This window comes from Mycolicibacter kumamotonensis (genome assembly GCF_002086285.1).
Lineage (GTDB): Bacteria > Actinomycetota > Actinomycetes > Mycobacteriales > Mycobacteriaceae > Mycobacterium > Mycobacterium kumamotonense.
Window position 1 is genome coordinate 97,433 of the sequence record NZ_MVHU01000011.1, and the last position, 23,779, is coordinate 121,211.

Genomic DNA, 23,779 nt, shown 5'->3' on the forward strand with positions numbered 1-23,779 from the left:
GTGACCGAATTCGAACCGTGCACATTGGCCGATCCGTCGTCGGATCTTACGGCCACCTTCGTCCCGGGTGCGGTCATGATCGGCACCTCGCTGTCCGACGGCGGGGTGGAGTTGCTCGGCCAGCGCAGGGGCCTGCAGGCTTACGTGTTGGACCACAAGACCATGGGCATCCCGCTGCTGTACCCGTGGGCGAACCGGTTGAGCGGCAAGGAATTCCGCGTCGGCGACACCGAGGTCGCGCTGACCCCCGGCAGCGGCGGAGTGCACACCGACGAGCACGGCGCCCCGATCCACGGCACGCTGGCCGGAGATCCCGGGTGGCGGGTGATAAAGCGATCGGCGACGGCCTTGGCCGCCGAACTCGACTTCGGTTCCCGGCCGGAGTTGTTGGCGTCCTTCCCGTTTCCGCACCGGCTCAGCATGGCTGTCAGCCTTGCGGACCGCACGCTGACGGTGCGTACCACCGTCACCGCCTCCACCGGCACGGCGGTGCCGCTGTGCTTCGGCTTCCACCCGTACCTGCAACTGCCGGACGTTGCCCGCGCGGACTGGCGCATCGAGACGCCGGCGATGCGACATGTGGGCCTCGATGAGCGTGCGCTGCCGACCGGTGAGACGTCGGAATGGCCGCAGACCTCGGACGTCTTGGGCGAGCAGGCGTTTGACGACGGGTTTGATGAAGTGCCGGCCGGGGCGGTGTTCGCGGTCAGCGGCGGCGGTCGGCGCATCGAGGTGCACTTCGAGCAGGGTTACCCGGCGGCACAGATCTACGCGCCGACCACCGAGGACGTGATCTGCTTCGAACCGATGGCCGCGCCCACCGACGCGCTACGCCGCGGCGGCTACCGGATGGCCCGCCCCGGCGAACCCGGCGTGGCCCAATTCTCGATCCGAGTCCGTTGACTCTGCGCCTACGGAGCAAAAGTGCGAGTAGGGCACGCCGTAGACGCAGAGTCAACCAGAAGAAATCACCTACGCGGCTGCCAGACCACCACGGCGGTGCTCTTGGGCATCACCGCGATCTCGCGGCGCTGCTTGGCGCGCAGGGTCTCCAGCTCGGCCGCCATCTCCTTGACCCGCGACTGCAGCGCCTCGACCTGGTTGGTCAGCTCGATGATCCGTTTGATCCCGGCGAGGTTGACGCCCTCATCGTGGGAGAGGCGCTGCACCTCGCGCAGCAGGTCGACATCCCGCTCGGAGTAGCGGCGTCCGCCGCCGGAGCTGCGGCGCGGGCTGACCAGACCGATCCGGTCGTAGGTCCGCAGCGTCTGGGCGTGCATACCGGCCAGCTCGGCTGCCACCGAGATCAGGAAGGTACGCGAGTTCTCCGATTTACTCATGATCGGTTCCCCGCCCATCCGGCCCTCGGGTCGAACCCGCTGGCCCGCTCGGCTGCCGCATACGCCTCGAGTGCCTCCTGCGCGGGCCCCTCCAGGTTCGGCGGGACCGCGACCTTCACCTTGACCAGTAGATCACCGTGGCCACCGCCGCGCTTGGGCACACCGCGCCCGCGCACCCGCAGAATCCGGCCGTCGGCGGTTCCCTTGGGCACCCGCACACCGACCTTGCCGTCCAACGTCGGCACCGAAAGCGTGGTACCCAGGGCGAGTTCGGAGAAACTGACCGGGATGGTGACCGTCAGGTCATCCCCGTCGCGGCCGAAGACCTTGTCCGGACGCACCCGGACCGTCACGTACAGATCGCCCGACGGCGCTCCCCGCAGACCCGCCTCGCCTTGGCCGGCCAGCCGAATCCGTTGGCCGTCTTCGACGCCCGGTGGGATCCGCACGTTGATGGTGCGGGTGCGGGCCGCGCGCCCGGTTCCCTTGCACTCCGAGCACGGGTGCTCGATGATCGACCCGCTGCCGCGGCAGTCCGTACACGGCTCGGAGAACCCGAAGGCACCCTGGTTGCTGCTGATCACTCCGGATCCGTTGCACGACGAGCACACTCGCGGGCTGGTGCCCGGCCGGGCGCCACTGCCGTGACAGTTGGTGCACGGCGCGGCACTGGTCAGCCGCAGCGGCATCTCCACGCCCTTGGTGGCTTCCAGGAAACTCAGTTCAGAGTCGGTCTCCAGGTCGTTTCCGCGCCGCGGCCGGCTGGGCCGCTGCTGGGCGCCGCGGCCGAACAGGCCGCCGAAGAGATCACCGATGTTGGCGCCACCGGTCTGGCCGGCGGCGCCGAACAGGTCGTTGAGGTTGAACTCGCTGCCGTCGCCGCCGGTGGTGAACCGATCGAAATTGCCGCCACCGAACCCGCCGCCGTTGAAGCGCCGTCCGAACCCGCCGCCGGCGAACAATCGCCGGGTCTCGTCGTACTCCTTGCGTTTTGCCTCATCGGACAAGACGCTGTAGGCCTCGGAGACGGCCTTGAACCGCTCCGCGGCAGACGGGTTGTTGGGGTTGCGGTCCGGATGCAGTTCGGACGCCAGCTTGCGGTAGGCGCTCTTGATCTCTTTCTCGCTGGCGTCGGAGGAGACGCCCAACTCCTTGTAGAAGTCTTTCTCGACCCATTCACGCTGAGCCATGACGCGTCACCTCCTCACCTTGATCAATTGTCGTCGCCGGCGTCTTCGTCGTCACCTCGGGTCTGGTCGTCGCTGCCCTCGTCACCGTCCGGAACGGTGTCCACCACGCCGACCATCGCGTGGCGCAGCACCTGGTCACCGAGTTTGTAGCCCTGCCGCAGGACGGTGCCGATCACCGAATGGGTTCCGTCGCCCTCGTGCTGGACGGCCTCGTGCAGCAGCGGGTCGAACTCTTCGCCCTCGGCGCCGAACGCCGCCAGACCCAGCCCGGTGAGCACGCCGGTCAGCTTGTCCGCGAACGCCTTCAGCGGCCCGGATTCCAGGTCGCCGTGACTACGGGCGCGGTCCAGGTCGTCGAGGATCCCCAGCAGTTCGGTCACCACCGCGGCCTTGGCCCGGTCGGCGACGCCCTGCTGGTCGCGCAGCGCCCGCTTGCGGTAGTTGGCGAAATCCGCCTGTACCCGCTGCAGGTCGGCGGTCAGCTCCGCAACCTGGTCGACCTCACCGGCTTGGTCGTCGCCGGCGGCCGGTTCCGCCGGCGCCGGCCCACTTGGGGCCGGCCCGGCAGAACTCGCGCGCACCTCACCGGTTTCCGGGTCGATACGCCGCTTGTCGGTCACGGTGATCGTCTCCGGAGACGGATCGCGTGAATCTCCTTCGCTCACTTGGTGTCTCCGTCATCGACTACTTCGGCATCCACGACGTCATCGGCACCGGCGGACGCACCGCCGTCTGCCCCGGCGGCCTGCTCGGCCTGGGTGGCCTCATAGATCGCCTGACCCAGCGCCTGCGACTCGACGCCGAGCTTCTCCATCGCGGCCTTGATGGCACCGATGTCGGTGCCCTCCAGCGCCTTCTTCGCGTCGCCGATCGCACTGTCGACCTTGGCCAGCGTGTCCTCGGGGACCTTGGAGCCGCCCTCGGCTTCACGCTGCTCCTTGACGAACTTCTCCGTCTGGTAGACCAGCGACTCGGCCTGGTTGCGAACGTCGGCCTCTTCGCGACGCTTGCGGTCCTCGTCGGCGTGCGCCTCGGCGTCCTTGATCATCCGGTCGATCTCCTCCTGGGACAGGCCGGAGCCCTCCTGGATCTTGATCGTGTTCTCCTTGCCGGTGCCCTTGTCCTTGGCGGTGACGTGCACGATGCCGTTGGCGTCGATGTCGAAGGTGACCTCGATCTGCGGGACACCCCGCGGGGCCGGCGGGATACCGGTCAGCTCGAAGGAGCCGAGCAGCTTGTTGTGCGAGGCGATCTCGCGCTCACCCTGGTAGACCTGGATCTGCACCGACGGCTGGTTGTCGTCGGCGGTGGTGAAGGTCTCACTGCGCTTGGTCGGGATCGTGGTGTTGCGCTCGATCAGCTTGGTCATCACGCCGCCCTTGGTCTCGATACCGAGCGACAGCGGGGTGACGTCAAGCAGCAGAACGTCTTTCACCTCACCCTTGAGCACGCCGGCCTGCAGCGCGGCGCCCACGGCGACAACCTCGTCGGGGTTGACGCCCTTGTTGGGCTCCTGGCCGCCGGTCAGCTCCTTGACCAGGTCGGTCACCGCGGGCATCCGGGTGGAACCACCCACCAGCACCACGTGGTCGATCTCCGACACCGAGATACCGGCGTCCTTGATCACCGACTGGAACGGCTTGCGGGTGCGGTCCAGCAGGTCCTGGGTGATCCGCTGGAACTCCGACCGGGTCAGCTGCTCGTCGAGGAACAGCGGGTTCTTGTCGGCGTCGACGGTGATGTAGGGCAGGTTGATCGACGTGCTCTGCGAGCTCGACAGCTCGATCTTGGCCTTCTCGGCCGCTTCGCGCAGCCGCTGCATCGCCATCTTGTCCTTGGTCAGGTCGATGCCCGAGGTGCCCTTGAACTTGTCGACCAGCCAATCCACGACGCGGTCATCCCAGTCGTCGCCACCGAGGTGGTTGTCACCGGAGGTGGCACGGACCTCGACCACGCCCTCGCCGATCTCCAGCAGCGAGACGTCGAAGGTACCGCCACCGAGGTCGAACACCAGGATGGTCTGTTCCTTCTGGCCCTTGTCCAAGCCGTAGGCCAGCGCGGCCGCGGTCGGCTCGTTGACGATGCGCAGCACGTTCAGACCGGCGATCTGGCCGGCTTCCTTGGTGGACTGACGCTGGGCGTCGTTGAAGTAGGCGGGCACGGTGATGACCGCGTCGGTGATGTCCTCACCGAGGTAGGCCTCCGCGTCACGCTTGAGCTTCATCAGCACGCGGGCGCTGATCTCCTGCGCGGTGTAGTTCTTGCCGTCGATCTCGACTTTCCAGTCGGTGCCCATGTGGCGCTTGACCGAGCGGATGGTGCGGTCAACGTTGGTGACCGCCTGGTTCTTGGCGGGCTGGCCGACCAGCACCTCGCCGTTGCGGGCGAACGCCACGACCGACGGGGTCGTGCGCGAGCCCTCCGAGTTGGCTACGACGACGGGATCGCCGCCCTCCAGCACCGAGACGCAAGAGTTGGTGGTCCCGAGGTCGATTCCGACCGCACGAGCCATTGTGGTTTCCTCCCTGATAGACGCTTCCCTAGTCTGAGCGGACTGCGCTCAAGGATGCGCCTGCGGCGGCCCTGCTGTCAACCCAGACTTGAGTGTTAGTGACTCAACTTGTCGTAGTGGTCAACGGGGCGGATTCGGAGTTTGTTCCCGGGAGACGGTCAGCTGCTCACGACGGTCATGATCCCCGGTGGCGCGTCGAGGGCCTGGAGGGTTCGCGCGGCTGCGATGTCGATGTGCACGCGTGGCGCCGGCGGGAGTTTCTGCTGGTAGTAGGTGCCGGGCCCGTAGAAGAATCCGTAGCGTAGGACCACGCCGTGCGCCGCGAGCACGGCTTCCTCGAGTGCGACCACCGCGTCGGCTTCGAGCCCGGGGCGCATCGTCCACGCGACGCTTTGGGCGACGATCTTCGTCGGCGACAAGCCCTCCAGCGCGCCGATGAGGTTGCGGGTGCCCTCCACCCGTATCCGGGCATTGAGCGCGGACTCCTCGGGCAGATCATCCAGGTCGTCGGGAAGATCCGTCAGCTGATGCAGAACCAGGTCGGGTGAGAAGGCGCGAACGGCGCCGGTCAGGGCCGGACGGTCGAAGACGTCGCAGACGATCGGTTGGGCACCCAGGAAAGCCAACCCGTCGGCCTTCCCGGCCGACCTCGTCAGTGCCCCGACGGTATGGCCCGCCTCGATGAGCAGCGGTACGAGCCGACTGCCGATCACACCCGAGGCGCCCGCGAAGAAGATCCGCCTGCCGCCTCCGGCGGCGCTCATCCCGCGACCTTCGCGGCCAGGGCCGCCAGCTTGGCGTCGAGCCCTTCGGCGGCCGCGAGCAGCGCCGGGTGGGGTGCTATGACCATCAGTGATGAGGGCTTGACATAGGTCAAACTGCTGCTGCCGTCGTCCTCGCCGACGATCAGCAACTCCACCGGCGCGAACAGGCCCGCCGTCACGTCGTGGCGCAACATCGTGATCGCGATCAGCGGGTTGCCGATAATGACCCGCAACGCTGCCCGGTCGATGCCCGCCTTGGCGATCCAGCCGCCGTGATCGAAGACCGCGAACAGCATGAACCCGCTCGATCCGACGTGGGTTTGGACTTCATTGCGATACGAGTCCCAGCTCAGGAAATTCCTCGCGATGTCATCGATCGGCACCGGCCGACCGCCGACGTCGGCGAACAATGCGGCCACCAGCTCGTCGTAGCTCTTCGTGCTCGCATAGCGCACCCGCACTCCGGAGAAGCGGACCTCGCTCGGATCAGACCGCGACACGATCCACCTCCTCGGCATCGGCGGGCGCGAATTCCTCGAAGCGGTCCTGAAGAGGGGCGCGGGGTGTGCGGTCCACCAGCAGGCTCAGCAGTTCCGGACGGCTGTAGTGGCCGCGGGCGTCCATCTGCGACTTGCGCGCATCGATCAACGAGAAGTCCAGGTCGGCGATCACCTCACCTTCGCCGGAACGCAGTGGCTCGCCGAGCAGTTCACCGTGCGGACTGATGATCGCGGTGAAGCACCCGCCCGAGATCGGGCCGATCGGGCACCCGGTGTCGGCCATGATCCGGGCCTGCTGGTCGGCGTCCAGCCAGGCCGTGGAGTTCACGACGAAGGCACCCGATTCGAGTGCGTGATTGCGCACGCTGAACTCGGCCTGTTGCGCGAACAACTCCCCGGCGAACGAACCCGGCCACATGCCCGAGTGGATCTGCTCGCCGTCGCCGATCAAGGCATAGCGGGCCAACGGGATGTAGTGCTCCCAGCAGGCGAGCTGCCCGACCCGTCCGACCGCGCTGTCGACGGCACGCAGACCGCTGCCATCACCCTGCCCCCAGATCATCCGCTCGTGATACGTCGGCATGATCTTGCGCCGCCGCTGCAGCAGGGTGCCGTCCGCATCGAACAGCAGCTGGGTGTTGTACAGCGAGCCGCCGTCGCGCTCGGTCACACCGATGGAAACCACCATTGCGGCTTGTCTCGCCGCGGCCGCGATCGCGTCGATCTCCGGTGATGGGATCGTCACGGCCTGCTCCATCAATGTGAGGTGTTGCGGACGCATCTCGAACGGACGCTGCACGAACGCGAAGTACGGGTAGTACGGGATCACCGTTTCGGGAAAGACCGCGAACCGCACACCGTGGTGCGACAAGTGCTCGATCCATTCCACCACTCGTTCGACGGTTCCTTCCCGGCTGTAGAGCACCGGGCTGATCTGTACGGCGGCGGCTCGGATCTCATTCATTGTCGTCAAACCTTCTTTCATGTGTGCGTTCTAGTCGAGGCGCTCGATGATCGTGGCGTTGGCCATGCCGCCGCCCTCGCACATCGTCTGCAATCCGTAGCGTTTTCCGCTGTGCTGCAACGCGTTTACCAAGGTGGTCATCAGGCGTGCGCCGCTGGCGCCCAACGGATGCCCGATCGCGATGGCGCCGCCGTTGACGTTCGTCTTCGCCAGATCTGCGCCGGTTTCCCTCGCCCAGGCCAGCACCACCGGGGCGAACGCCTCGTTGACCTCGAACAGGTCGATATCGGCCAGCCTCAACCCGGCACGCCGCAATACCTTCTCGGTGGCCGGTATCACCCCGGTGAGCATGTAGAGCGGATCCGAGCCGACGACGGTGGTGGTGTGGATTCTCGCGAGTGGCCGCAGGCCCATCTTGCGGGCGACTTCGCCGCTGGCGATCAGCAGCGCTGCACTGCCGTCGGACAGCGGCGACGAGTTACCGGCGGTGATCTCCCAATTGATTTGCGGGAAGCGCGCTTCCACGGCCTCGTCGTAGAACGCCGGACGCAACGCCGACAACGTCTGGACGGTGGTGCCGGGCCGGATGATCTCGTCGGTGGTCAGGCCTGCGATCGGAACGAGCTCGTCGTCGAAGAGCCCCTCCTTGGTCGCCCGCGCCGCCTTCTCGTGGCTGGCGGCGGAGAACTCGTCGAGTTCGGCCCGGGAGAGGCCCCACCGGGCGGCGATCAACTCGGCGCTGATGCCCTGCGGCACCAGCCCTTCGGGGTAGCGGCGCGTCATGTCCTCGCCGAACGGGTTGCTACCCGGTAGCACCGAGCTGCCCATCGGGACACGGCTCATCGACTCCACCCCGGCCGCGATGACGATGTCATAGGCGCCGGCCAGCACGCCCTGGGCCGCGAAGCTGATCGCCTGCTGACTGCTGCCGCATTGCCGGTCGATGGTGGTGCCGGGAACCGACTCGGGAAATCCCGCCCCCAGCAATGCATTCCGGCCGATGTTGACGGTTTGATCGCCCACCTGGGTGACCGCACCGGCGATGACGTCATCCACCCGAGCCGGATCGATGCCCGTTGTCCGCATCAGTTCCCGCAGGCTGTGCGCCAGCAGGTCGGCAGGCAGGACGCCGTGCAGAGCGCCGCCCGGCTTGCCCTTGCCGATCGGGGTGCGAACGGCACCGACGATGACGGCGTCACGGCCTTGGTATCCGGTCATCGCGCATCCTCCCGCTAGCTGAGTATTGTTCTCTATACCTAGCTATACACCCTGGGTATAGTAGAGTCAACTCAGGAGTGAGGTGATCGAGATGACTTTTCTGCAGGGGTCCCTCGCCGACCGGGATTCCTGGTCGGCGATCGGGCAGTGCCCGGTCGAAAAGACCATGGCTGTCGTCGGCACCAAGTCCGCGATGCTGGTCATGCGGGAGGCGTACTACGGCACCACCCGCTTCGATGACTTCGCCCAGCGGGTGGGTATCACCAAGGCCGCGACCGCCACCCGGTTGGCCGAGCTGGTCGATCTCGGATTACTGGCCCGGCAGCCCTACCGTGAGCCGGGCCAGCGCAGTCGCGACGAATACGTCCTGACCGAGGCCGGGATCGATTTCATGCCGGTGGTCTGGGCGATGTTCCAGTGGGGGCAGCGCCACCTGCCCAACCGCGGCAGGATCGGCCTGACCCATCTGGGCTGCGGCGCCGACGTGTCGGTCGAGCTGCGCTGCGCCGAAGACCATCGGGTGGAGCCCGGCGAGCTGGGTGCACGGCTGGTCAAGCCGGGGGGCGGTGCGCACTGATCCTCGCCGGCCGGCGCCGCCGCCCAACCGGCCGTCGGCGGCCTTCTTCTGGTTCGAGAACGTCTTGAGCCCGCTCGCCGGCGTAAACTCCGACCGGACTGTCGCGGCTGTCTAGCTGGCAACGTGCGGCCACCTCTGACACCATGAGCGCGATGTCCCACGCCCCCGACCCTCGCCTGCCTTCGCCGGCCGTCCTGGCCCGCGAAGACGAGGGCTATCACAAAGATCTCCACCCGCGCCAGGTACAGATGATCGCCATCGGCGGGGCGATCGGCACCGGGTTGTTCCTGGGCGCCGGCCGGCGCCTGCACGAGGCCGGCCCCAGTTTGTTTCTGGTCTACGGGATCTGCGGCGTCTTCGTCTTCTTCATCCTGCGAGCACTTGGCGAGCTGGTACTGCACCGTCCCACGTCGGGGTCCTTCGTGTCGTATGCGCGCGAATTCTTCGGTGAGAAAACAGCTTTTACGGCGGGTTGGCTGTACTTCGTGAACTGGTCGATGACCGGCATCGTCGACACCACCGCGATCGCGACGTATTTCCACTACTGGGGTGTGTTCCACGTCTTTCCCCAGTGGGTGCTGGCACTGATCGCGCTGGTGACGGTGGTGTCGATGAACCTGATCTCGGTGAAGCTCTTCGGCGAGCTGGAGTTCTGGGCCGCGCTGATCAAAGTGGTGGCTCTGATGACGTTCCTGGTCGTCGGGACGGTGTTTCTGGGCGGGCGCTTTCCGGTCGAAGGCCAGTCCACCGGCCTGCACCTGTGGGTGGATAACGGCGGGTTCCTGCCGACCGGAATACTGCCGGTGGTGCTGGTCACCTCGGGTGTGGTGTTCTCCTATGCCGCTGTCGAGTTGGTCGGCACCGCCGCCGGCGAGACCGCCGACCCCGAACGGATCATGCCGCGGGCGATCAATTCGGTGGTGGCCCGGATCGCGATCTTCTACGTCGGCTCGGTGGTGCTGTTGGCACTCCTGCTGCCCTACACCGCGTACAAGCACGGTGAGAGTCCGTTCGTCACGTTCTTCGCCAAGATCGGGTTCACCGGCGCGGGCGGCCTGATGAACCTGGTGGTGCTCACCGCCGCGTTTTCCAGCCTCAACGCCGGCTTGTACTCCACCGGGCGGATCCTGCGGTCGATGGCGGTTAACGGCAGCGGGCCGAAGTTCACCGCACCGTTGTCCAGCAACGGCGTGCCCTACGGCGGGATCCTGTTGACCGGCATGATCGGCCTGCTCGGGGTGGCACTGAACGCCGTCGTCCCGGAGCATGCCTTCGAAATCGTGCTCAACATCGCGGCTTTGGGCGTGATAGCGGCGTGGGCGACGATTGTGGCCTGCCAGCTGCGATTCTTCGCTTTGACGAAGAGAAGCGACCTGCAACGGCCGGCATTTCGCATGCCGTTGGCCCCCTACAGCGGCTACGCCACACTGGCCTTCTTGGCCGCGGTGCTGGCACTGATGATGTTCGACCCCGAGTACGGCGTCTGGATTCGCACCGCGGTGCTCGTCGGGGCACCGGCGCTGGCGCTTGGCTGGTTTCTGGTGCGCGACCGCGTGACGTCCGCGGCCGAACCACCGCCCACCTCGCCCGAGCAACCGCCTGCGGTGACAACACCGGCCGAAACCGACGAGTAGGAGGTCGAAAAGGCATGTCCCCCAACCGGTATGCGGCCAAACCTCCGCTGTATGGCATGGCACTGGTGTTCTGCGCGATCGCGATCGTGGCCATCACCGCCTATCTGCACGTCGGCTGGTGGTCGGTGCTGGGCTACGGCCTGGCCGCGGTGACTGCGGTGACCGGTGGAGTGTTGGCGTTCCGGGATTTCTCGTAGCCGGCCCCCGCTCGCCCGCGAGTCACTACAGCCACTCGTGTCACATGATGCGTAGGCTGGGCGTCAACCTATGTCAGCGGGGGAGTGTGTGCGGGTAGCGGATCAGGTGAGAACGAAGTCAATCGGACAGCTGACGCTGATGGCCGCACTGCTGCTGGCCGGCTGCACCTCCACCATCGACGGTGACCCGACCGCGGCTCCCGGCGGCGGCGGGCCGGCGGAGCCGTCCTTCCGCACGCCCCGTCCCACCACCGCACCGCCGAGCACCCCGGCTCCCTCCAAGCCGCCCCCCGCCAGCACCCCGAACAAGCCGGGTGACGCCATTTTTCTCCCGCCCGACGACAAGGGTTACGTCTTCATCGAGACGAAGTCCGGCAGGACCCGCTGCCAGATCTCGACGCCGCAGGTCGACTGCGAGGCGGAGTTCACCAACACCCCGCTCAAGGACGGCCAGCACGCCAACGGCGTCAGTGTCAGTTCGGACGGCACCGTGCAGTGGGTGCTGGGCAACCTGGGCGACATCCCGGTCGTCACCATCGACTACCTGACCTACGTGGCGCAGGGCTGGACGATCAAGGCCGACATCGACGGCACCCGGTTCACCAACGAACGCACCGGCCACGGCATGTTCGTCAGCATCGACGACGTCGAAACGTTCTGACCTCCGGCGCCGGTCGCCGGACACCGCTTTCGATTACGATCGCTGGAATGGCGCGCTTCGGATCTTCAGACGGCTCCGGCACACCCGGCGACGACCCGACCCGATCCACCCAGTACTCCCGAAGCGGCCCTCAGCCACCCGGGCCACCGCCGGCCCCGTTCGGCCCCGCCGGCCCGCGGCAGAACCCCGGCGATCCGGGCTATCACCCCGGCAATGCACCGACCCAGTACAACCCCGCCTATAACCCGTTCGAACAGCAGCCCGCCTCCGATGCCGACACCGCCGGTTTCGCCGCGGCTACACCCACGCCGTGGTTTCGCCGGCGGTCGGTGCTGACCGCCTGGTTCGGGCTCATCGCGGTGATGCTCGGCCTGGTGATCTGGGGCATTGTCCAGCTGACCAGCCGCGGACCCGGGGGCGGCAGTACCGCACCGGAGACCAGCTCGTCGAGTACCACCAGCACGACCACGAGCAGCTCAACGACGACGACCACCACCACCACCACCACGGAGAGTTCCTCGAGCACCTCGGCACCGGCGGCCCCGCCCCGGCAGGCTCCCCCGCAACAGGCGCCGCCCCAGCAGCCGCCGGCCCCCGGCGATTCGCACCACCGCCGCCCGCACCTGCCGCCACTGCCGTCGGTGATCACCATTCCGCCGATCCCCAAGGTTCCGGAGCTGCCGACGGTGATCACCATCCCGCCGCGCCGGTAGCGGCCGCATCGCCCAGTACTCTCGCATGCGACCGCAGCGCACGCCGGCTTGGCTCGGGATCGATCTGGTGGCCGTTGTGTTGTTCTGCGCCCTCGGCCGCCGCAGCCACGACGAGGGCGTCGATCTCGGCGGCTTGGCGGCCACGGCCTGGCCGTTCCTCAGCGGTACGGTGCTGGGCTGGGTGGTGTCCCGCGGCTGGCGCCGGCCCACGGCACTGGTGCCCACGGGGCTGATCGTCTGGATATCGACGGTGCTGGTCGGCATGATCTTGCGCCAGGCGACGTCGGCAGGTGTGGCGTGGACGTTCGTGGTGGTCGCATCGACGGTGACCGCCGTCTTGCTGCTCGGCTGGCGGGCCGCGGTCGAGTTCCTCGCGCGACGGACTGGCACCGGTCGGGGGTGACCCGGCCGCCGGACCGGTAGACGGCACAGCTACTCGTCAGGTGGTATCGCGGCATTTCGTCAGCCGCGGCACCTACCATCGGGTCGCGTGGAACGAACGCCGGACGATCCGAACGACGAACCGACCCGGATGGCCGGTTACGACTACCGCGGGAGCGGCGACTACGGCGAACCGGCGGGCTACTACGGCGAGTACCGCGAACCCGCCGAGCCGCAAGTCAGCTGGTCCCAACCTCCCGAACCGCCACCGACGCCCTGGTACCTGCAGCCGGTCGCGCTGATCGGCTGGGGTGTGCTGACGGCGCTGCTGATCGCCGCACTGGTGTGGGGCATGGTCCGGCTGGTGAACAAGAACCCTGGGGACACCACACCGGCGACGACGTCGGTCACCGTCACCACGGTGGCGCCGGGCGAGTCACCGGTCGCGCCTGCGCCGGTCGCGCCGGAGACCACGACGGACGACAACACGCCGCCGGCCACGACAACCGAGCCGTCTTCCAGCTCCGAAACGCCCACGACCACCACCGAATCGCCGACCACCACCACGACGGCGCCGACCACCACCGAACCCCCGACCACGACGGCCCAGACCACGACCCAGGCGCCCACCACCACGACCGCTGCGGCCGAACCGCCGTCGGAGATCGTCATCCCGCTGCCGCCCGGACTGTGAACGGCCCCCTCACGCGCCGAGAAAGCCCCTCCAAACCCTCGCCAGCCGATACAGTTAGGCCAGCCTGCGTCGCGCTGGGCCGGAGCGGGGTGGCACTATGAGCGAGCATCAAGCTGCGCTTGAACTGGTATTGCGCAAGATTGGCGGTAAGTTACCCGTCAGTAACCATAACTAAGTTACTGACCGGTAACTTGTGAATGGGAGAGGCGCTCCGTGACCGAGAATGTCCAGATGATGATCAGGCTGGTGGTCGGCCTGTCCATGACGGTGCTCGTCGGCTATTTCTCCGCGCGCCGGGTGTTCTGGTTGTACCGGCTGGTGATGACCGGCCAGAAGGTCGGGGCTGAACGCACCAGTGACGTCGGCCGGCGGGTCTGGACGCAGATCCGCGAGGTCGCCGGCCAGGCGAAGCTGCTGAAGTGGTCGATCCCCGGAATCGCGCACTTCTTCACCATGTGGGCGTTCTTCGTCCTGCTGACGGTCTACATCGAGGCCTACGGCCAGCTGTTCAAGCACGACTTCGCGATCCCGGTCATCGGCCACTGGGACGCGCTGGGCTTCCTGCAGGACTTCTTCATCACCGCGGTCACCCTGTCGATCTTCGCGTTCATGATCATCCGCATCATCCGCAACCCCCGCGAGATCGGCCGGGCGTCCCGCTTCTACGGCTCGCACAACGGCGGTGCCTGGCTGATCCTGGTGATGATCCTCAACGTGGTCTGGACGTTCCTGCTGCTGCGCGGGGCCGCGGTCAACACCGGGAGCCTGCCCTACGGCAACGGGGCGTACCTGTCACAGCTGATGGGCAAGATCATGGCGCCGCTGGGGCTCTCGGCCAACGAGACCATCGAGACCGTCTCCCTGCTGCTGCACATCGCGGTGGCGCTGGCGTTCCTGATCATCGTGCTGCACTCCAAGCACCTGCACATCTTCCTGGCCCCGATCAACGTCACCTTCAAGCGGCTGCCCAACGGGTTGGGCCCGCTGCTGCCGATCGAGTACGAGGGCGAGGCGCTGGACTTCGACAACCCGCCGGAGGACGCGGTGTTCGGCCGCGGCAAGATCGAAGACTTCTCTTGGAAGGGCATGCTCGACTTCGCCACCTGTACCGAGTGCGGTCGCTGCCAGTCGCAGTGCCCGGCCTGGAACACCGGCAAGCCGTTGAGCCCCAAGCTGCTGATCATGGATCTGCGTGACCACTGGATGGCCAAGGCGCCGTATCTGCTCGGCACCGCGGACGCGCCGGACATGGACATCGACCTTGCCGACGCCAAGCCGTTGGCGGGCCACCACGTGCCGGAGAAGGGTTTCGAGCGCATCGGCGGCTCCGGCCCCGAGCAAGCGGTCCGGCCGCTGGTCGGCACCGCTGAGCAGGGCGGCGTGATCGACCCCGACGTGCTGTGGTCGTGCACCAACTGCGGTGCCTGCGTCGAGCAGTGCCCGGTGGACATCGAGCACGTCGACCACATCCTGGACATGCGCCGCTACCAGGTCCTGGTGGAGTCGGAGTTCCCCTCCGAACTCGCGGTGCTGTTCAAGAATCTCGAGAACAAGGGCAACCCGTGGGGGCAGAACGCCAGCGAGCGGACCTCCTGGATCGACGAGCTCAACTTCGACATCCCGGTCTACGGCCAGGACGTCGACAGCTTCGACGGGTTCGAGTACCTGTTCTGGGTGGGCTGCGCGGGCGCCTATGAAGACCGGGCCAAGAAGACCACCAAGGCGACCGCTGAGTTGCTGGCCGCGGCCGGCGTGAAGTTCCTGGTACTGGGCACCGGCGAGACCTGCACCGGTGACCCGGCCCGGCGGTCCGGCAACGAGTTCCTGTTCCAGCAGCTGGCCACCCAGAACGTCGAGATGCTCAATGAGGTGTTCGACGGTGTGGACAAGCCGGACCGCAAGATCATCGCCAGCTGTCCGCACTGCTTCAACACCATCTCCCGCGAATACCCGCAGCTGGGCAGCGAATACACGGTGCTGCACCACAGCCAGGTGCTCAACCGGCTGATCCGCGACAAGAAGCTGATTCCGGTCACTCCGATGTCGCGGGACGTCACCTACCACGACCCGTGCTTCCTGGGCCGCCACAACAAGGTCTACGAGCCGCCGCGTGAGCTCGTCACGGCCTCGGGCGGCAATCTGGTGGAGATGCCGCGTAACCGCGACCGCTCGTTCTGCTGCGGGGCCGGCGGAGCGCGGATGTGGATGGAAGAGCACATCGGCAAGCGGGTGAACCACGACCGCGTCGACGAGGCACTGGCCACCGGCGCCACCACCATCGCAACCGCGTGCCCGTTCTGCCGGGTGATGATCAGCGACGGCCTCGACGACCGTATCGAGGCCTCCGGTCGCACCGGGGTGGACGTGCGGGACATCGCGCAGATCCTGCTGGACTCGCTGGATCTGTCCGGAGTGACGTTGCCGGCCAAGGGCACAGCGGCCGAGGCCGCCGCCAAGCGTGCCCCGAAGAAGGAGGCGCCGGCCGCTCCGGCCGCCACCGCCACCGCGACGGTGGAGAAGAAGCCGGCCGAGGCGCCGGCGGCCGAGGCCAAGACCGCGGCCCCGGTCAAGGGGCTGGGGATGGCCGGTGGGGCCAAGCGTCCGGGCGCCAAGAAGGCCGCTCCGGCAGCGTCGGCGGCTCCGGCCGCCGAGTCGGCCCCCGCCGCACCTGCAGCGCCGGTCAAGGGGCTGGGTATCGCCGGCGGGGCCAAGCGTCCGGGCGCCAAGAAGGCCGCTCCCGCAGCGTCGGCGGCTCCGGCCGCCGAGGCGGCCCCCGCCCCACCTGCCGAACCGGCGGCTCCGGCAGCACCGGTCAAGGGGCTCGGCATGGCGGCGGGCGCCCGCAAACCCGGCGCCAAGAAGCCGGCGGCGGCTCCGGCGGCTCCGGCGGCAGAGCCCGCCCAGGCCGAACCGGCCGCGGAAACCGCCACCGCCGAGGAAGCTTCCGAGGCTACTCCGCAGGCCGAAGCGCCCAAGGAGCAGCCTCCGGTGAAGGGGCTGGGCATCCAGCGCGGAGCGAAGCCGCCGGGCAAACGCTGAGATAACGGGTTGGGGCCGTATGTGTGCACATACGGCCCCGATCTGTTTCTCGGGCAAATTTTGATTGGACAACTATGGGACCATTGTCGACGTGACCGCTCACCAGTTGCCCCACCAGATGCCCTGGCCTGCGCCCGGCAGCCAGCTGCGGCAGCGCACGTTCGCGCAGTCGACCAAACTGCAGGACGTCCTCTATGAGATTCGCGGTCCGATCCACGCCCAGGCCGCGCGGATGGAGGCTGAGGGCCACCGCATCCTCAAGCTCAACATCGGCAACCCCGCACCGTTCGGGTTCGAGGCGCCCGACGTCATCATGCGCGACATGATCCAGGCACTTCCGTACGCGCAGGGCTACTCCGACTCGCAGGGGATTCTGCCCGCCCGCCGCGCGGTGGTCACCCGCTACGAACTCGTCGAGGGCTTCCCCCGCTTCGACGTCGACGACGTGTACCTGGGCAACGGGGTGTCGGAGCTGATCTCCCTGGTACTGCAGGCACTGCTGGACAACGGCGACCAGGTGCTGATCCCGGCGCCGGACTATCCGCTGTGGACGGCGTCGACCTCGCTGGCCGGCGGCACACCGGTGCACTACCTATGCGACGAGACCCAGGGCTGGCAGCCCGACATCGCCGACATGGAATCGAAGATCACCGAGCGCACCAAGGCGCTGGTGGTGATCAACCCGAACAACCCCACCGGCGCGGTCTACAGCCGCGAAGTGCTCGGCCAGATCGCCGAGTTGGCCCGCAAGCATCAACTGCTGCTGCTGGCCGACGAGATCTACGACAAGATCCTCTACGACGACGCCGAGCACACCAATATGGCCACCGTCGCGCCGGATCTGTTGTGCCTGACCTTCAATGGGCTGTCGAAGGCTTACCGAGTGGCGGGCTACCGGGCGGGCTGGGTCGCGATCACCGGCCCCAAGGAGCACGCGACCAGCTTCCTCGAGGGCATCAACCTGCTGGCCAACATGCGGCTGTGCCCGAATGTGCCTGCCCAGCATGCCATTCAGGTGGCGCTGGGCGGTCACCAGAGCATCGACGATCTGGTGCTGCCGGGTGGCCGGCTGCTCGAACAGCGAGATGTCGCCTGGGCCAAGCTCAATGAGATTCCAGGTGTCTCCTGCGTCAAACCGAGCGGTGCGCTGTACGCCTTCCCGCGGCTGGATCCCGAGGTCTACCCGATCGAGGACGACGAGCAGTTGGTTCTGGATCTGCTGCTGCAGGAGAAGATCCTGGTCACCCAGGGCACCGGGTTCAACTGGCCGGCGCCCGACCACTTGCGGATCGTGACGTTGCCGTGGGCGCGTGACCTCGCCAGCGCTATCGAACGCCTGGGCAACTTCCTGGTCGGCTACCGCGTGTAGGGCGATAGCGGCGGCCAGTTCGGGTCGTAGGTGCCGCCGTTCTGCCAGTGCTCCGGGTCGTGCGGCACGTTGTCGAGGTAGTGGTTGTCGTGGCAGTAGTTGACGTTCCAGTTGAAGCCCATCCACCCGCTCCACTGCTCACCCGGGCACCAGTGGTAGCGCGGTTCGGCCTGCGCCGCACCCGCCGTGCCCAAGGCAACGAAACCTAACGCCGCCGTCGCTAGAGCTGCCGCAACCCGGTTCGTGTTCCTCATTGGGTTGTTCTACCACCGCCACCGCCCTCACCAAACATGATCGGCGGTGCCGACACCCTACGACGGCGGAGGCCTGTTGCGTTCGGCCGGTACTTCGTCGGTGTCGGCACGGTTGAGCGCGCGCTCGGCTTTGATGGCCGCCTGACGATCCTGCGCGCGCGTGCGTCTTCGGATGGGCATCATCAGGGTGCGGCAGTCCGTCGCCCGCTGCGGCGGCGGCACGGCAGTCCGGGGTCCGCCGGTGGGTTGACACAGGGCCGGGAAGAGCACCCTGCTGCCGGGATGCGTGGTGTAGGTGTGCCCGGTGGGGCTGGTCCAAACGATCGTGCCGTTGGGAAGCTGGCGGTCGTGCCACCCCCAGAACGTCTTGAGCAGGTGGTGTTTTCGGCAGAGCAGCCGGAGGTTGCACGGGTGGGTCGGCCCGCCGTCAGCCCAAGCGATCGCATGGTCGATGTCACAGCGTTGGGCGGGCTGGTCGCATCCGGGGAATCGGCAGGTCAGGTCACGGCAGCGGATGAAGTCCGCCAGCTTGGCCGAGGGCCGGTAGTGCGGTTCGGGTTGGCTATCGGATCCGGGAATCTGTAGTGGGCGCACCGTGACGCCGCCATGGACCAGTTCGGCCAGCACGGATGCGGGGATGATCGGCCCGCCCACGATCTGCGCGGGCTTTACGTTGGCCGCGGGTTCGTCAGCCGGTCTGTCGAGGCCGCCGGGCCGACACTGTCGGAATTCACCGTTGTTCAGCGGGTCAACAGGGCTCTCGATGCTGTCGGCATCGGCGAGCACATAGACCAACGCGGCGCCGGCGCCTGCATCCTGCGGCCCGGTTCGAGTGGGGCAGAGCGGATTGTCGCAGGTACACGTCAGCCTGTCGGCGCCGGCGGCCAGGGCGGCAAGGGCGTCGGCGCGGCGTTGTCCCACGGTGCGCGGGTCGTCGTCGCAGACGCTGTGGGCCATCGCGGCCAGCCGCCGATCGAGGACGGCGGCGTCGTGGGCATATAGCCGCCCCCACAGTGGGGTCGTACCCGATTCGGTGTTGTTGGTGTCGACAACGAGATCGCGGCTGCGGGCCGCGGCTTGACTACGCCGCACCGCGGCCCGATCGTGGGCTTCGATGATCGCGTGGATGGCCGCGATAGTTTTGGCCGCCGACAACTGGCCGTAGTAGCGGGCCTCACCGGCCAGGGCCGCATCGACACGCGCCAGCACGCCGAGATCCTCGATCAATGTGGTGTGCCAGACGATGGCGCCCACCACCGCCGCACTGAGCGTGCCGTCGGCGAACAGCCGGGCGATCCGCGGTAGCCGGTGGCGCAGGGCGGTGGCCACATACATCTGATTCGACGCCCGCCCGCGGGTCGAACCCGCAGCCGCAGCCACCTCCGCTGCGGTCGCATCCCAGCCGTCGCACGCCCAGCGTGAACGCGCGCCCTCCCCCGAGGTTCTGCGGTCCACCAGCTCGGCGATCACCGCCAGCCGCCGCGCGGCGGCTGCCGCCTCGATCCGGCTCCACCCGGCGACCGCCGCTATGAGAGCTCGCTCGTCGACACCGGACAGGTCATCCGGTTCCGGCAAGTCGAAGGCGAACATATGTTCGATAATACTCGCTTCGGGTGACGCGGACCTTGGTCAGGTTTTCACCTTGTGGATAACGGCGGGTCCCGCCACGAGGCTGTGGATAACGCGCCCGCGGTCCGCTACCGGCGCTCCAACAGCCCCGATAGGTAGTCGCCATAGCCCGACTTGCGCAGCGCCTCGGCACGGACCGCCAGTTGGGCGTCGTCGATGAAACCCATCCGCCAGGCCACCTCCTCGGGGATGCCGATCTTGAGGCCTTGGCGGCGCTCGATGGTGCGGACGTAGTCGCCGGCGTCCAGCAGCGAGTCGAACGTTCCGGTGTCCAGCCAGGCGGTGCCCCGGGCCAGTGTCTCAACCCGCAGCCGGCCCTGATCGAGGTAGGTCCGGTTGATATCGGTGATCTCGTACTCGCCGCGCCCAGATGGCCTCAAGCCCCGGGCGATCTCGACGACGTCGTTGTCGTAGAAGTACAGACCCGGTATCGCATAGTGCGATTTGGGGGCCGCCGGCTTCTCCACCACCGACACCGCCGTACCGTCCGCGTCGAACTCGACGACACCGTAGGCCGACGGATCGGCCATCCAGTAAGCGAAAATGACTGCGCCGGAAACGGATTGGTGGCAGCGGAGGCTGGTTCCCAGACCCGGTCCGTAGAAGATGTTGTCCCCCAACACCAGCGCGACCGAGTCGTTGCCGATGTGGTCGGCGCCGATGACGAACGCCCGCGCCAGCCCGTCGGGCTGATCCTGCACCGCATAGGTGATGTGGACCCCGAATGTGCTGCCGTCACCGAGTAATCGCTGAAAGGCCGGCGCGTCGTGGCCCGTGGTGATCACCTGGATGTCGCGGATACCGGCCAGCATCAGGGTGGACAGCGGGTAATAGACCAGCGGCTTGTCGTAGACCGGGAGCAGCTGTTTGCTGACACCCATCGTGATCGGATACAGGCGGGTGCCTGAGCCACCGGCCAGGATGATCCCGCGCATGGGGTAGAGCCTAACTGCCGCTCGCAGTCAGTCGGCGCGGTCCGCCTCGGTGAGGTCCGTGGCGGTCAGCGCCGCGTCGAGATCGTCGTGGCGGAACACCGCCGTGACGTGGTCGTGCACCACCCGGAAAGCAACCGCCCGGGCCGGGCCCTCCCCGGCAGGGGTCAATTCGGCCACCACGACGCCGCCGCGCACATACATCCGGCCGATCCCGGCGGTGGTCTCCGCCGAAGCAGCCCACCGTCGCAGCGCCTGATGGCCCTGCCCGGCACCGTCGGCGTCGGCGACCTCGATATCGTCGCTGGACAGCTGCTCCAGGGTGTCCAGGTCACCGGTCGTCAGGGCGTCGTGCCAGGCGAGGACGGTCGCGATCTCCGATGTGGTCATGCTCTGCAAAATACCGCGTGGGGCCCTCAAAACGTGGTGTTGTCGACCCAGCCCTGCCACACGGCGGCGTCGCCGAACACCGCGATGTCGGTGTCGGCCACCGGAACCCGGCGCAGGATCGCCAGGAAGAGGTCGCGGGCCGTGCCGCGCAACGCCACCGACCCTTTGCCGTGCTCATGTGACCAACTCAGGGTGCCGGCGTCCGCCGACCGGTTGATCGTCCACTCGCCCGCGGACCCCAGACCCTCGTCGGTGGCGTGCAGGTGCACGCTGTGCTCGCCGGCCAGCGCCGCGTGCCCGTCGCGGCCGAGTCGCCCGGTGATCAGGTCGAGCCATTCGGAGATCCCATCGGCGGCCAACTCCGGCGACAGGGTGTAGTCGTGGCCGAGCGCCAGTGCGGCGTCGGCTCGGTGCACCGTCACCTCGTGCAACCGGCGGCGCAGCCACCAGCCGGCCGGGCGCGGCCCCAGGAAGGTCCATGCCGGATTGTCCGGCCCGATGTGCGTGATCGCGTCGAGCACCCGCTGGGCACCATCGTGCAGCCAGTCGATCGCCGCGTCGGGGTCCGCCGGCGGCTTGCCCTCGACGACCTCGCGCGGATCCAGCGCGTGGTCCAGTCGGTCGGCGACGATCTGTGCGGCCCAACGATCTCCGCGTCCGACGTGCCGGAACAGTTGCGTCAGGTTCCATTCCGGGCAGGTCGGGATCGCCAACCCGGGATCACCGGCCCGGACCAGCTCACCGAAGGCACGGTTCTCATCGAGCAAAGCAGCGGCGTAATCCACGCCGTCAGGCTAGTGGACGGGGCGCCGGCTCAGAAAGGCCAGCCGCCGCCGCCTCCGCCGAGGCCGGGGAACCACGAGCCACCGCCACCGCCACGGGCGCCGCTGCCACCGCTACCCAGGCCCGGCAACCAGGGATTGTTTCCGCCGCCGTTGGTGCCGACACCGGGCAGCCACGGCGAGGGGTTACCACCCTTTTTGCCCCCGCCGCTGTCGCCGGGCAGCCACGACGGATTCCCGCCCTTGTTGCCGCCGTTATTGCCGGGCAGCCACGACGGATTGTCGTTTTTCGGCGGACTCTGGGCGGGCGGCTTGAAGATCGGCGGCAGCTCGGGCTGTTTCGGAACCGGTGCGGCCGGCGCGGCCGGTGCCGGAATCTCGACCGGTGGCGGAGCCGGCACCTGGATCGGCACCGGAATCGGCACCGGTGCAGGGGCCGCCGGAGCCGCCGGGGCGGGCGCAGGCGCCGCGGGCACCGGAGCGGGAGCCGCCGGGGCCTTCGGGGCGGGCGGCGGCGGGGCCGCCGGAGCAGGAGCCGCCGGGGCCGGCGCGGCAGGTGGCACCACGGGCGCCGCCTCGGGAACCGGAGCCGGGGCCGGCGCCTGCTGGGTGGGAACCACGATGTGCTGGCTGGGAGCGGGACGGTCGGATGCGGTGGGCCGGATACTGACCGCCAACGCCACCACCAAGGAGACCACTCCGACCACGAAGAAGGCGGCCAGTCCGCTGCCTGCCAGCAGGAACGGGTTGCGGCGGCGGGGGTGCTCGCTGTCCTCGGCGTCACCGAACAACCGCACACCGGAGCTGGGCGCGTAGTCCTCGACCACGGCGCTCTGGGTACTGCCGGTGTCCGAGAACGCCAGGTAGTCAGCCTCGGCGTCGTCGGGGACGGCGCTGTAGGCCAAGGCGTACTCGCCCATAGTGGCGTCGTAGTCGCCGCCCGCCGGGCAGGCGTAGCCGAGCGCGACCAGGTCCGGATCAATCACACCGGTGCCCGGGTCACGCGCCCAGGCCAACGCCGAGGTCGACGAATCGAAGAGCGGCGCGTGGGCGCTGGCCAGCGCTGCGCCCCGCGCCAGGGCGGTCTCCGGTTCCTCGGGGACGCTGACCGGGAGCGGGCTGGCCGCATCCAATTCGGGCTTGACCAGGCCGACGTTGACTCCGGATCCGACCACGAACAAGCCCTCGGGCCGGGACTGGAGCCGGCCGGCCTGCGCGGCCAGGGTGGTCAACTCACCGAGGGCCGCGGTGTCGTCGGGCGGCAGCGCCACCCGGCGCACCTCGGTGATCGAGCCGTCCGATGAGTCGACGACAGCCAGCGTTGCGCCGTCGGGCTCGATGAACATCAACGCGGTGCGCTGGTAACCGATCGTCCCGCCCACCGTCTGTGCCAGCGCGGCCGCCGCCAAGAACGCCGACACCAGCATGACGTTTTCCACCTTGCGGTCGGCCAGCGCGTCGCGCAGCTGGCCGGCCTGCGACTGGTCGACGACGGTCACTCCGGTAGAGGCCAGCCGGTAGCCGCTCTGCTGGGCGCTCTCCTGGGTGCCCAGGATGGCCGACACCACCTGGTCGGGAAACGCGGCGCCGCCGGAGTCGACCTCGAAGCCGTCCTCGTCGACGGTGACGCCACCGGCGTTCTCACCCTCGACGAGGACCATCCGTACCGACGGCGGTGCCATCGACACGCCGAGAACGATGTCCATCGCACCTCCTCCCTACGGCCTCGATTGGTTAGCCCATCTTATCGGTTTGCGAGCTAAATCCCCACCTCAGAAGTGGAGGCCCGGAATGGGCAGCGGGATCGGGATTCCGCCGCCGCCGCGGCCGTGGCCACCGCCGTGCCCACCGCCATGACCGCCGCGGCCGGGTCCGCCCCGGCCGGGATTCCAACCGGGGCCGGGTCCCCAACCGCCCTTTTTCGGCGGCCCGAGAATGGGCGGACCACCGGGCAGGCCGGGAATCTCCAGGTTGGGGATCATCGGTGGCGGTGGCGGCGGCAGGGCCGGCGGTGGGGGCGGCGGGGCCACAGGCTGCGG

At 68.0% G+C, this 23,779-nt stretch carries 25 protein-coding genes; 10 read left to right on the forward strand and 15 right to left on the reverse strand.

Going from position 1 to position 23,779, the window contains the following annotated elements; genetic code table 11:
- Entirely contained in the window at positions 1–903 is a 903-nt protein-coding gene (locus BST28_RS09895) for an aldose 1-epimerase (RefSeq protein ID WP_083080843.1), read from the forward strand.
- A 65-nt stretch (positions 904–968) separates the two neighbouring features.
- Here BST28_RS09895 and BST28_RS09900 read toward each other — a convergent pair whose 3' ends face one another.
- From BST28_RS09900 to BST28_RS09935, 8 genes are all read right to left on the reverse strand, one after another.
- Positions 969–1,340, reverse strand: coding sequence for a heat shock protein transcriptional repressor HspR (locus BST28_RS09900; protein ID WP_029249241.1), 372 nt, complete (start codon positions 1,338–1,340; stop codon positions 969–971).
- The gene (dnaJ, locus tag BST28_RS09905) at positions 1,337–2,530 is read right to left on the reverse strand and encodes a molecular chaperone DnaJ (protein WP_019737320.1); all 1,194 of its coding nucleotides are present in this window, start codon (positions 2,528–2,530) and stop codon (positions 1,337–1,339) included. The genes BST28_RS09900 and dnaJ overlap by 4 nt, the downstream gene beginning before the upstream one ends.
- Positions 2,531–2,553: 23 nt before the next feature.
- The gene (gene grpE / locus BST28_RS09910; RefSeq protein WP_019737319.1) at positions 2,554–3,195 is read right to left on the reverse strand and encodes a nucleotide exchange factor GrpE; all 642 of its coding nucleotides are present in this window, start codon (positions 3,193–3,195) and stop codon (positions 2,554–2,556) included.
- Entirely contained in the window at positions 3,192–5,042 is a 1,851-nt protein-coding gene (dnaK, locus tag BST28_RS09915; protein ID WP_019737318.1) for a molecular chaperone DnaK, read from the reverse strand. The genes grpE and dnaK overlap by 4 nt, the downstream gene beginning before the upstream one ends.
- Before the next feature lie 158 nt (positions 5,043–5,200).
- Positions 5,201–5,806: an NAD-dependent epimerase/dehydratase family protein gene (locus tag BST28_RS09920; RefSeq protein ID WP_019737317.1), complete on the reverse strand. Its 606-nt coding sequence runs from the start codon at positions 5,804–5,806 to the stop codon at positions 5,201–5,203.
- Complete coding sequence (locus tag BST28_RS09925; RefSeq protein WP_052312267.1) at positions 5,803–6,324, reverse strand: DUF302 domain-containing protein; 522 nt, start codon at positions 6,322–6,324, stop codon at positions 5,803–5,805. The genes BST28_RS09920 and BST28_RS09925 overlap by 4 nt, the downstream gene beginning before the upstream one ends.
- Positions 6,293–7,270, reverse strand: coding sequence for a nitrilase-related carbon-nitrogen hydrolase (locus tag BST28_RS09930; protein WP_019737315.1), 978 nt, complete (start codon positions 7,268–7,270; stop codon positions 6,293–6,295). Before BST28_RS09930 ends, BST28_RS09925 begins: the two co-directional genes overlap by 32 nt.
- Before the next feature lie 30 nt (positions 7,271–7,300).
- Complete coding sequence (locus BST28_RS09935; RefSeq protein WP_019737314.1) at positions 7,301–8,488, reverse strand: thiolase family protein; 1,188 nt, start codon at positions 8,486–8,488, stop codon at positions 7,301–7,303.
- 91 nt (positions 8,489–8,579) lie between these two features.
- On the opposite strand from BST28_RS09935, the gene BST28_RS09940 reads away from it, so the two are divergent.
- The 9 genes from BST28_RS09940 to BST28_RS09980 all read left to right on the forward strand — a co-directional run bounded on the left by BST28_RS09940 (position 8,580) and on the right by BST28_RS09980 (position 17,753).
- Complete coding sequence (locus tag BST28_RS09940; protein WP_029249240.1) at positions 8,580–9,065, forward strand: winged helix-turn-helix transcriptional regulator; 486 nt, start codon at positions 8,580–8,582, stop codon at positions 9,063–9,065.
- A 152-nt stretch (positions 9,066–9,217) separates the two neighbouring features.
- The gene (locus BST28_RS09945) at positions 9,218–10,699 is read left to right on the forward strand and encodes an amino acid permease (RefSeq protein WP_043336746.1); all 1,482 of its coding nucleotides are present in this window, start codon (positions 9,218–9,220) and stop codon (positions 10,697–10,699) included.
- A gap of 14 nt (positions 10,700–10,713) precedes the next feature.
- On the forward strand, positions 10,714–10,896 hold the full coding sequence (locus BST28_RS09950) for a hypothetical protein (RefSeq protein ID WP_019737311.1): 183 nt from the start codon (positions 10,714–10,716) through the stop codon (positions 10,894–10,896).
- A 139-nt stretch (positions 10,897–11,035) separates the two neighbouring features.
- Positions 11,036–11,557 (forward strand): hypothetical protein, encoded by a 522-nt coding sequence (locus BST28_RS09955; RefSeq protein ID WP_065288427.1) that lies wholly within the window; start codon positions 11,036–11,038, stop codon positions 11,555–11,557.
- 47 nt (positions 11,558–11,604) lie between these two features.
- Positions 11,605–12,270 (forward strand): hypothetical protein, encoded by a 666-nt coding sequence (locus BST28_RS09960; protein ID WP_019737309.1) that lies wholly within the window; start codon positions 11,605–11,607, stop codon positions 12,268–12,270.
- A 25-nt stretch (positions 12,271–12,295) separates the two neighbouring features.
- The gene (locus BST28_RS09965) at positions 12,296–12,673 is read left to right on the forward strand and encodes a DUF3054 domain-containing protein (RefSeq protein WP_065288426.1); all 378 of its coding nucleotides are present in this window, start codon (positions 12,296–12,298) and stop codon (positions 12,671–12,673) included.
- An 87-nt stretch (positions 12,674–12,760) separates the two neighbouring features.
- Entirely contained in the window at positions 12,761–13,345 is a 585-nt protein-coding gene (locus BST28_RS24040; RefSeq protein ID WP_019738993.1) for a hypothetical protein, read from the forward strand.
- 231 nt (positions 13,346–13,576) lie between these two features.
- Positions 13,577–16,384 (forward strand): (Fe-S)-binding protein, encoded by a 2,808-nt coding sequence (locus BST28_RS09975; RefSeq protein WP_083080870.1) that lies wholly within the window; start codon positions 13,577–13,579, stop codon positions 16,382–16,384.
- 64 nt (positions 16,385–16,448) lie between these two features.
- Positions 16,449–17,753 (forward strand): pyridoxal phosphate-dependent aminotransferase, encoded by a 1,305-nt coding sequence (locus BST28_RS09980; protein ID WP_020425503.1) that lies wholly within the window; start codon positions 16,449–16,451, stop codon positions 17,751–17,753.
- On the opposite strand, the gene BST28_RS24045 is transcribed toward BST28_RS09980, so the two are convergent.
- The 7 genes from BST28_RS24045 to BST28_RS24050 form a co-directional block, all read right to left on the reverse strand.
- Entirely contained in the window at positions 17,741–17,947 is a 207-nt protein-coding gene (locus BST28_RS24045) for an Mtp family mycobacterial-type pilin (protein ID WP_019738199.1), read from the reverse strand. The genes BST28_RS09980 and BST28_RS24045 overlap by 13 nt on opposite strands.
- A 117-nt stretch (positions 17,948–18,064) precedes the next feature.
- Entirely contained in the window at positions 18,065–19,597 is a 1,533-nt protein-coding gene (locus BST28_RS09990; RefSeq protein ID WP_083080845.1) for an HNH endonuclease signature motif containing protein, read from the reverse strand.
- Positions 19,598–19,704: 107 nt separating this feature from the next.
- Positions 19,705–20,571, reverse strand: a complete 867-nt coding sequence (rfbA, locus tag BST28_RS09995; protein ID WP_083080847.1) for a glucose-1-phosphate thymidylyltransferase RfbA — start codon at positions 20,569–20,571, stop codon at positions 19,705–19,707.
- Between the two features lie 27 nt (positions 20,572–20,598).
- Entirely contained in the window at positions 20,599–20,958 is a 360-nt protein-coding gene (locus tag BST28_RS10000; protein WP_083080850.1) for a nuclear transport factor 2 family protein, read from the reverse strand.
- Between the two features lie 26 nt (positions 20,959–20,984).
- Positions 20,985–21,743, reverse strand: a complete 759-nt coding sequence (locus tag BST28_RS10005) for a maleylpyruvate isomerase family mycothiol-dependent enzyme (protein WP_083080852.1) — start codon at positions 21,741–21,743, stop codon at positions 20,985–20,987.
- 29 nt (positions 21,744–21,772) lie between these two features.
- On the reverse strand, positions 21,773–23,446 hold the full coding sequence (locus BST28_RS10010) for a DUF7159 family protein (protein WP_083080855.1): 1,674 nt from the start codon (positions 23,444–23,446) through the stop codon (positions 21,773–21,775).
- A gap of 66 nt (positions 23,447–23,512) precedes the next feature.
- A partial coding sequence (locus BST28_RS24050) for a hypothetical protein (protein WP_207570069.1) occupies positions 23,513–23,779 on the reverse strand: 267 nt, incomplete at its 5' end.

What these genes read in the sequence shown, in the direction of transcription:
- BST28_RS09955 (WP_065288427.1), top strand. Translation starts at nt 11,036, where the DNA reads ATGGCCGCACTGCTGCTGGCCGGCTGCACCTCCACCATCGACGGTGAC.
- BST28_RS09960 (WP_019737309.1), top strand. Translation starts at nt 11,605, where the DNA reads ATGGCGCGCTTCGGATCTTCAGACGGCTCCGGCACACCCGGCGACGAC.
- BST28_RS10010 (WP_083080855.1), bottom strand. Translation starts at nt 23,446, where the DNA reads ATGGACATCGTTCTCGGCGTGTCGATGGCACCGCCGTCGGTACGGATG.
- BST28_RS09945 (WP_043336746.1), top strand. Translation starts at nt 9,218, where the DNA reads ATGTCCCACGCCCCCGACCCTCGCCTGCCTTCGCCGGCCGTCCTGGCC.
- BST28_RS09965 (WP_065288426.1), top strand. Translation starts at nt 12,296, where the DNA reads ATGCGACCGCAGCGCACGCCGGCTTGGCTCGGGATCGATCTGGTGGCC.
- BST28_RS09925 (WP_052312267.1), bottom strand. Translation starts at nt 6,324, where the DNA reads ATGCCGAGGAGGTGGATCGTGTCGCGGTCTGATCCGAGCGAGGTCCGC.
- rfbA (WP_083080847.1), bottom strand. Translation starts at nt 20,571, where the DNA reads ATGCGCGGGATCATCCTGGCCGGTGGCTCAGGCACCCGCCTGTATCCG.
- dnaK (WP_019737318.1), bottom strand. Translation starts at nt 5,042, where the DNA reads ATGGCTCGTGCGGTCGGAATCGACCTCGGGACCACCAACTCTTGCGTC.
- BST28_RS10000 (WP_083080850.1), bottom strand. Translation starts at nt 20,958, where the DNA reads ATGACCACATCGGAGATCGCGACCGTCCTCGCCTGGCACGACGCCCTG.
- BST28_RS09990 (WP_083080845.1), bottom strand. Translation starts at nt 19,597, where the DNA reads ATGTTCGCCTTCGACTTGCCGGAACCGGATGACCTGTCCGGTGTCGAC.
- dnaJ (WP_019737320.1), bottom strand. Translation starts at nt 2,530, where the DNA reads ATGGCTCAGCGTGAATGGGTCGAGAAAGACTTCTACAAGGAGTTGGGC.
- BST28_RS09940 (WP_029249240.1), top strand. Translation starts at nt 8,580, where the DNA reads ATGACTTTTCTGCAGGGGTCCCTCGCCGACCGGGATTCCTGGTCGGCG.
- BST28_RS09900 (WP_029249241.1), bottom strand. Translation starts at nt 1,340, where the DNA reads ATGAGTAAATCGGAGAACTCGCGTACCTTCCTGATCTCGGTGGCAGCC.
- BST28_RS09950 (WP_019737311.1), top strand. Translation starts at nt 10,714, where the DNA reads ATGTCCCCCAACCGGTATGCGGCCAAACCTCCGCTGTATGGCATGGCA.
- BST28_RS09920 (WP_019737317.1), bottom strand. Translation starts at nt 5,806, where the DNA reads ATGAGCGCCGCCGGAGGCGGCAGGCGGATCTTCTTCGCGGGCGCCTCG.
- BST28_RS09935 (WP_019737314.1), bottom strand. Translation starts at nt 8,488, where the DNA reads ATGACCGGATACCAAGGCCGTGACGCCGTCATCGTCGGTGCCGTTCGC.
- BST28_RS09975 (WP_083080870.1), top strand. Translation starts at nt 13,577, where the DNA reads ATGATGATCAGGCTGGTGGTCGGCCTGTCCATGACGGTGCTCGTCGGC.
- BST28_RS09930 (WP_019737315.1), bottom strand. Translation starts at nt 7,270, where the DNA reads ATGAATGAGATCCGAGCCGCCGCCGTACAGATCAGCCCGGTGCTCTAC.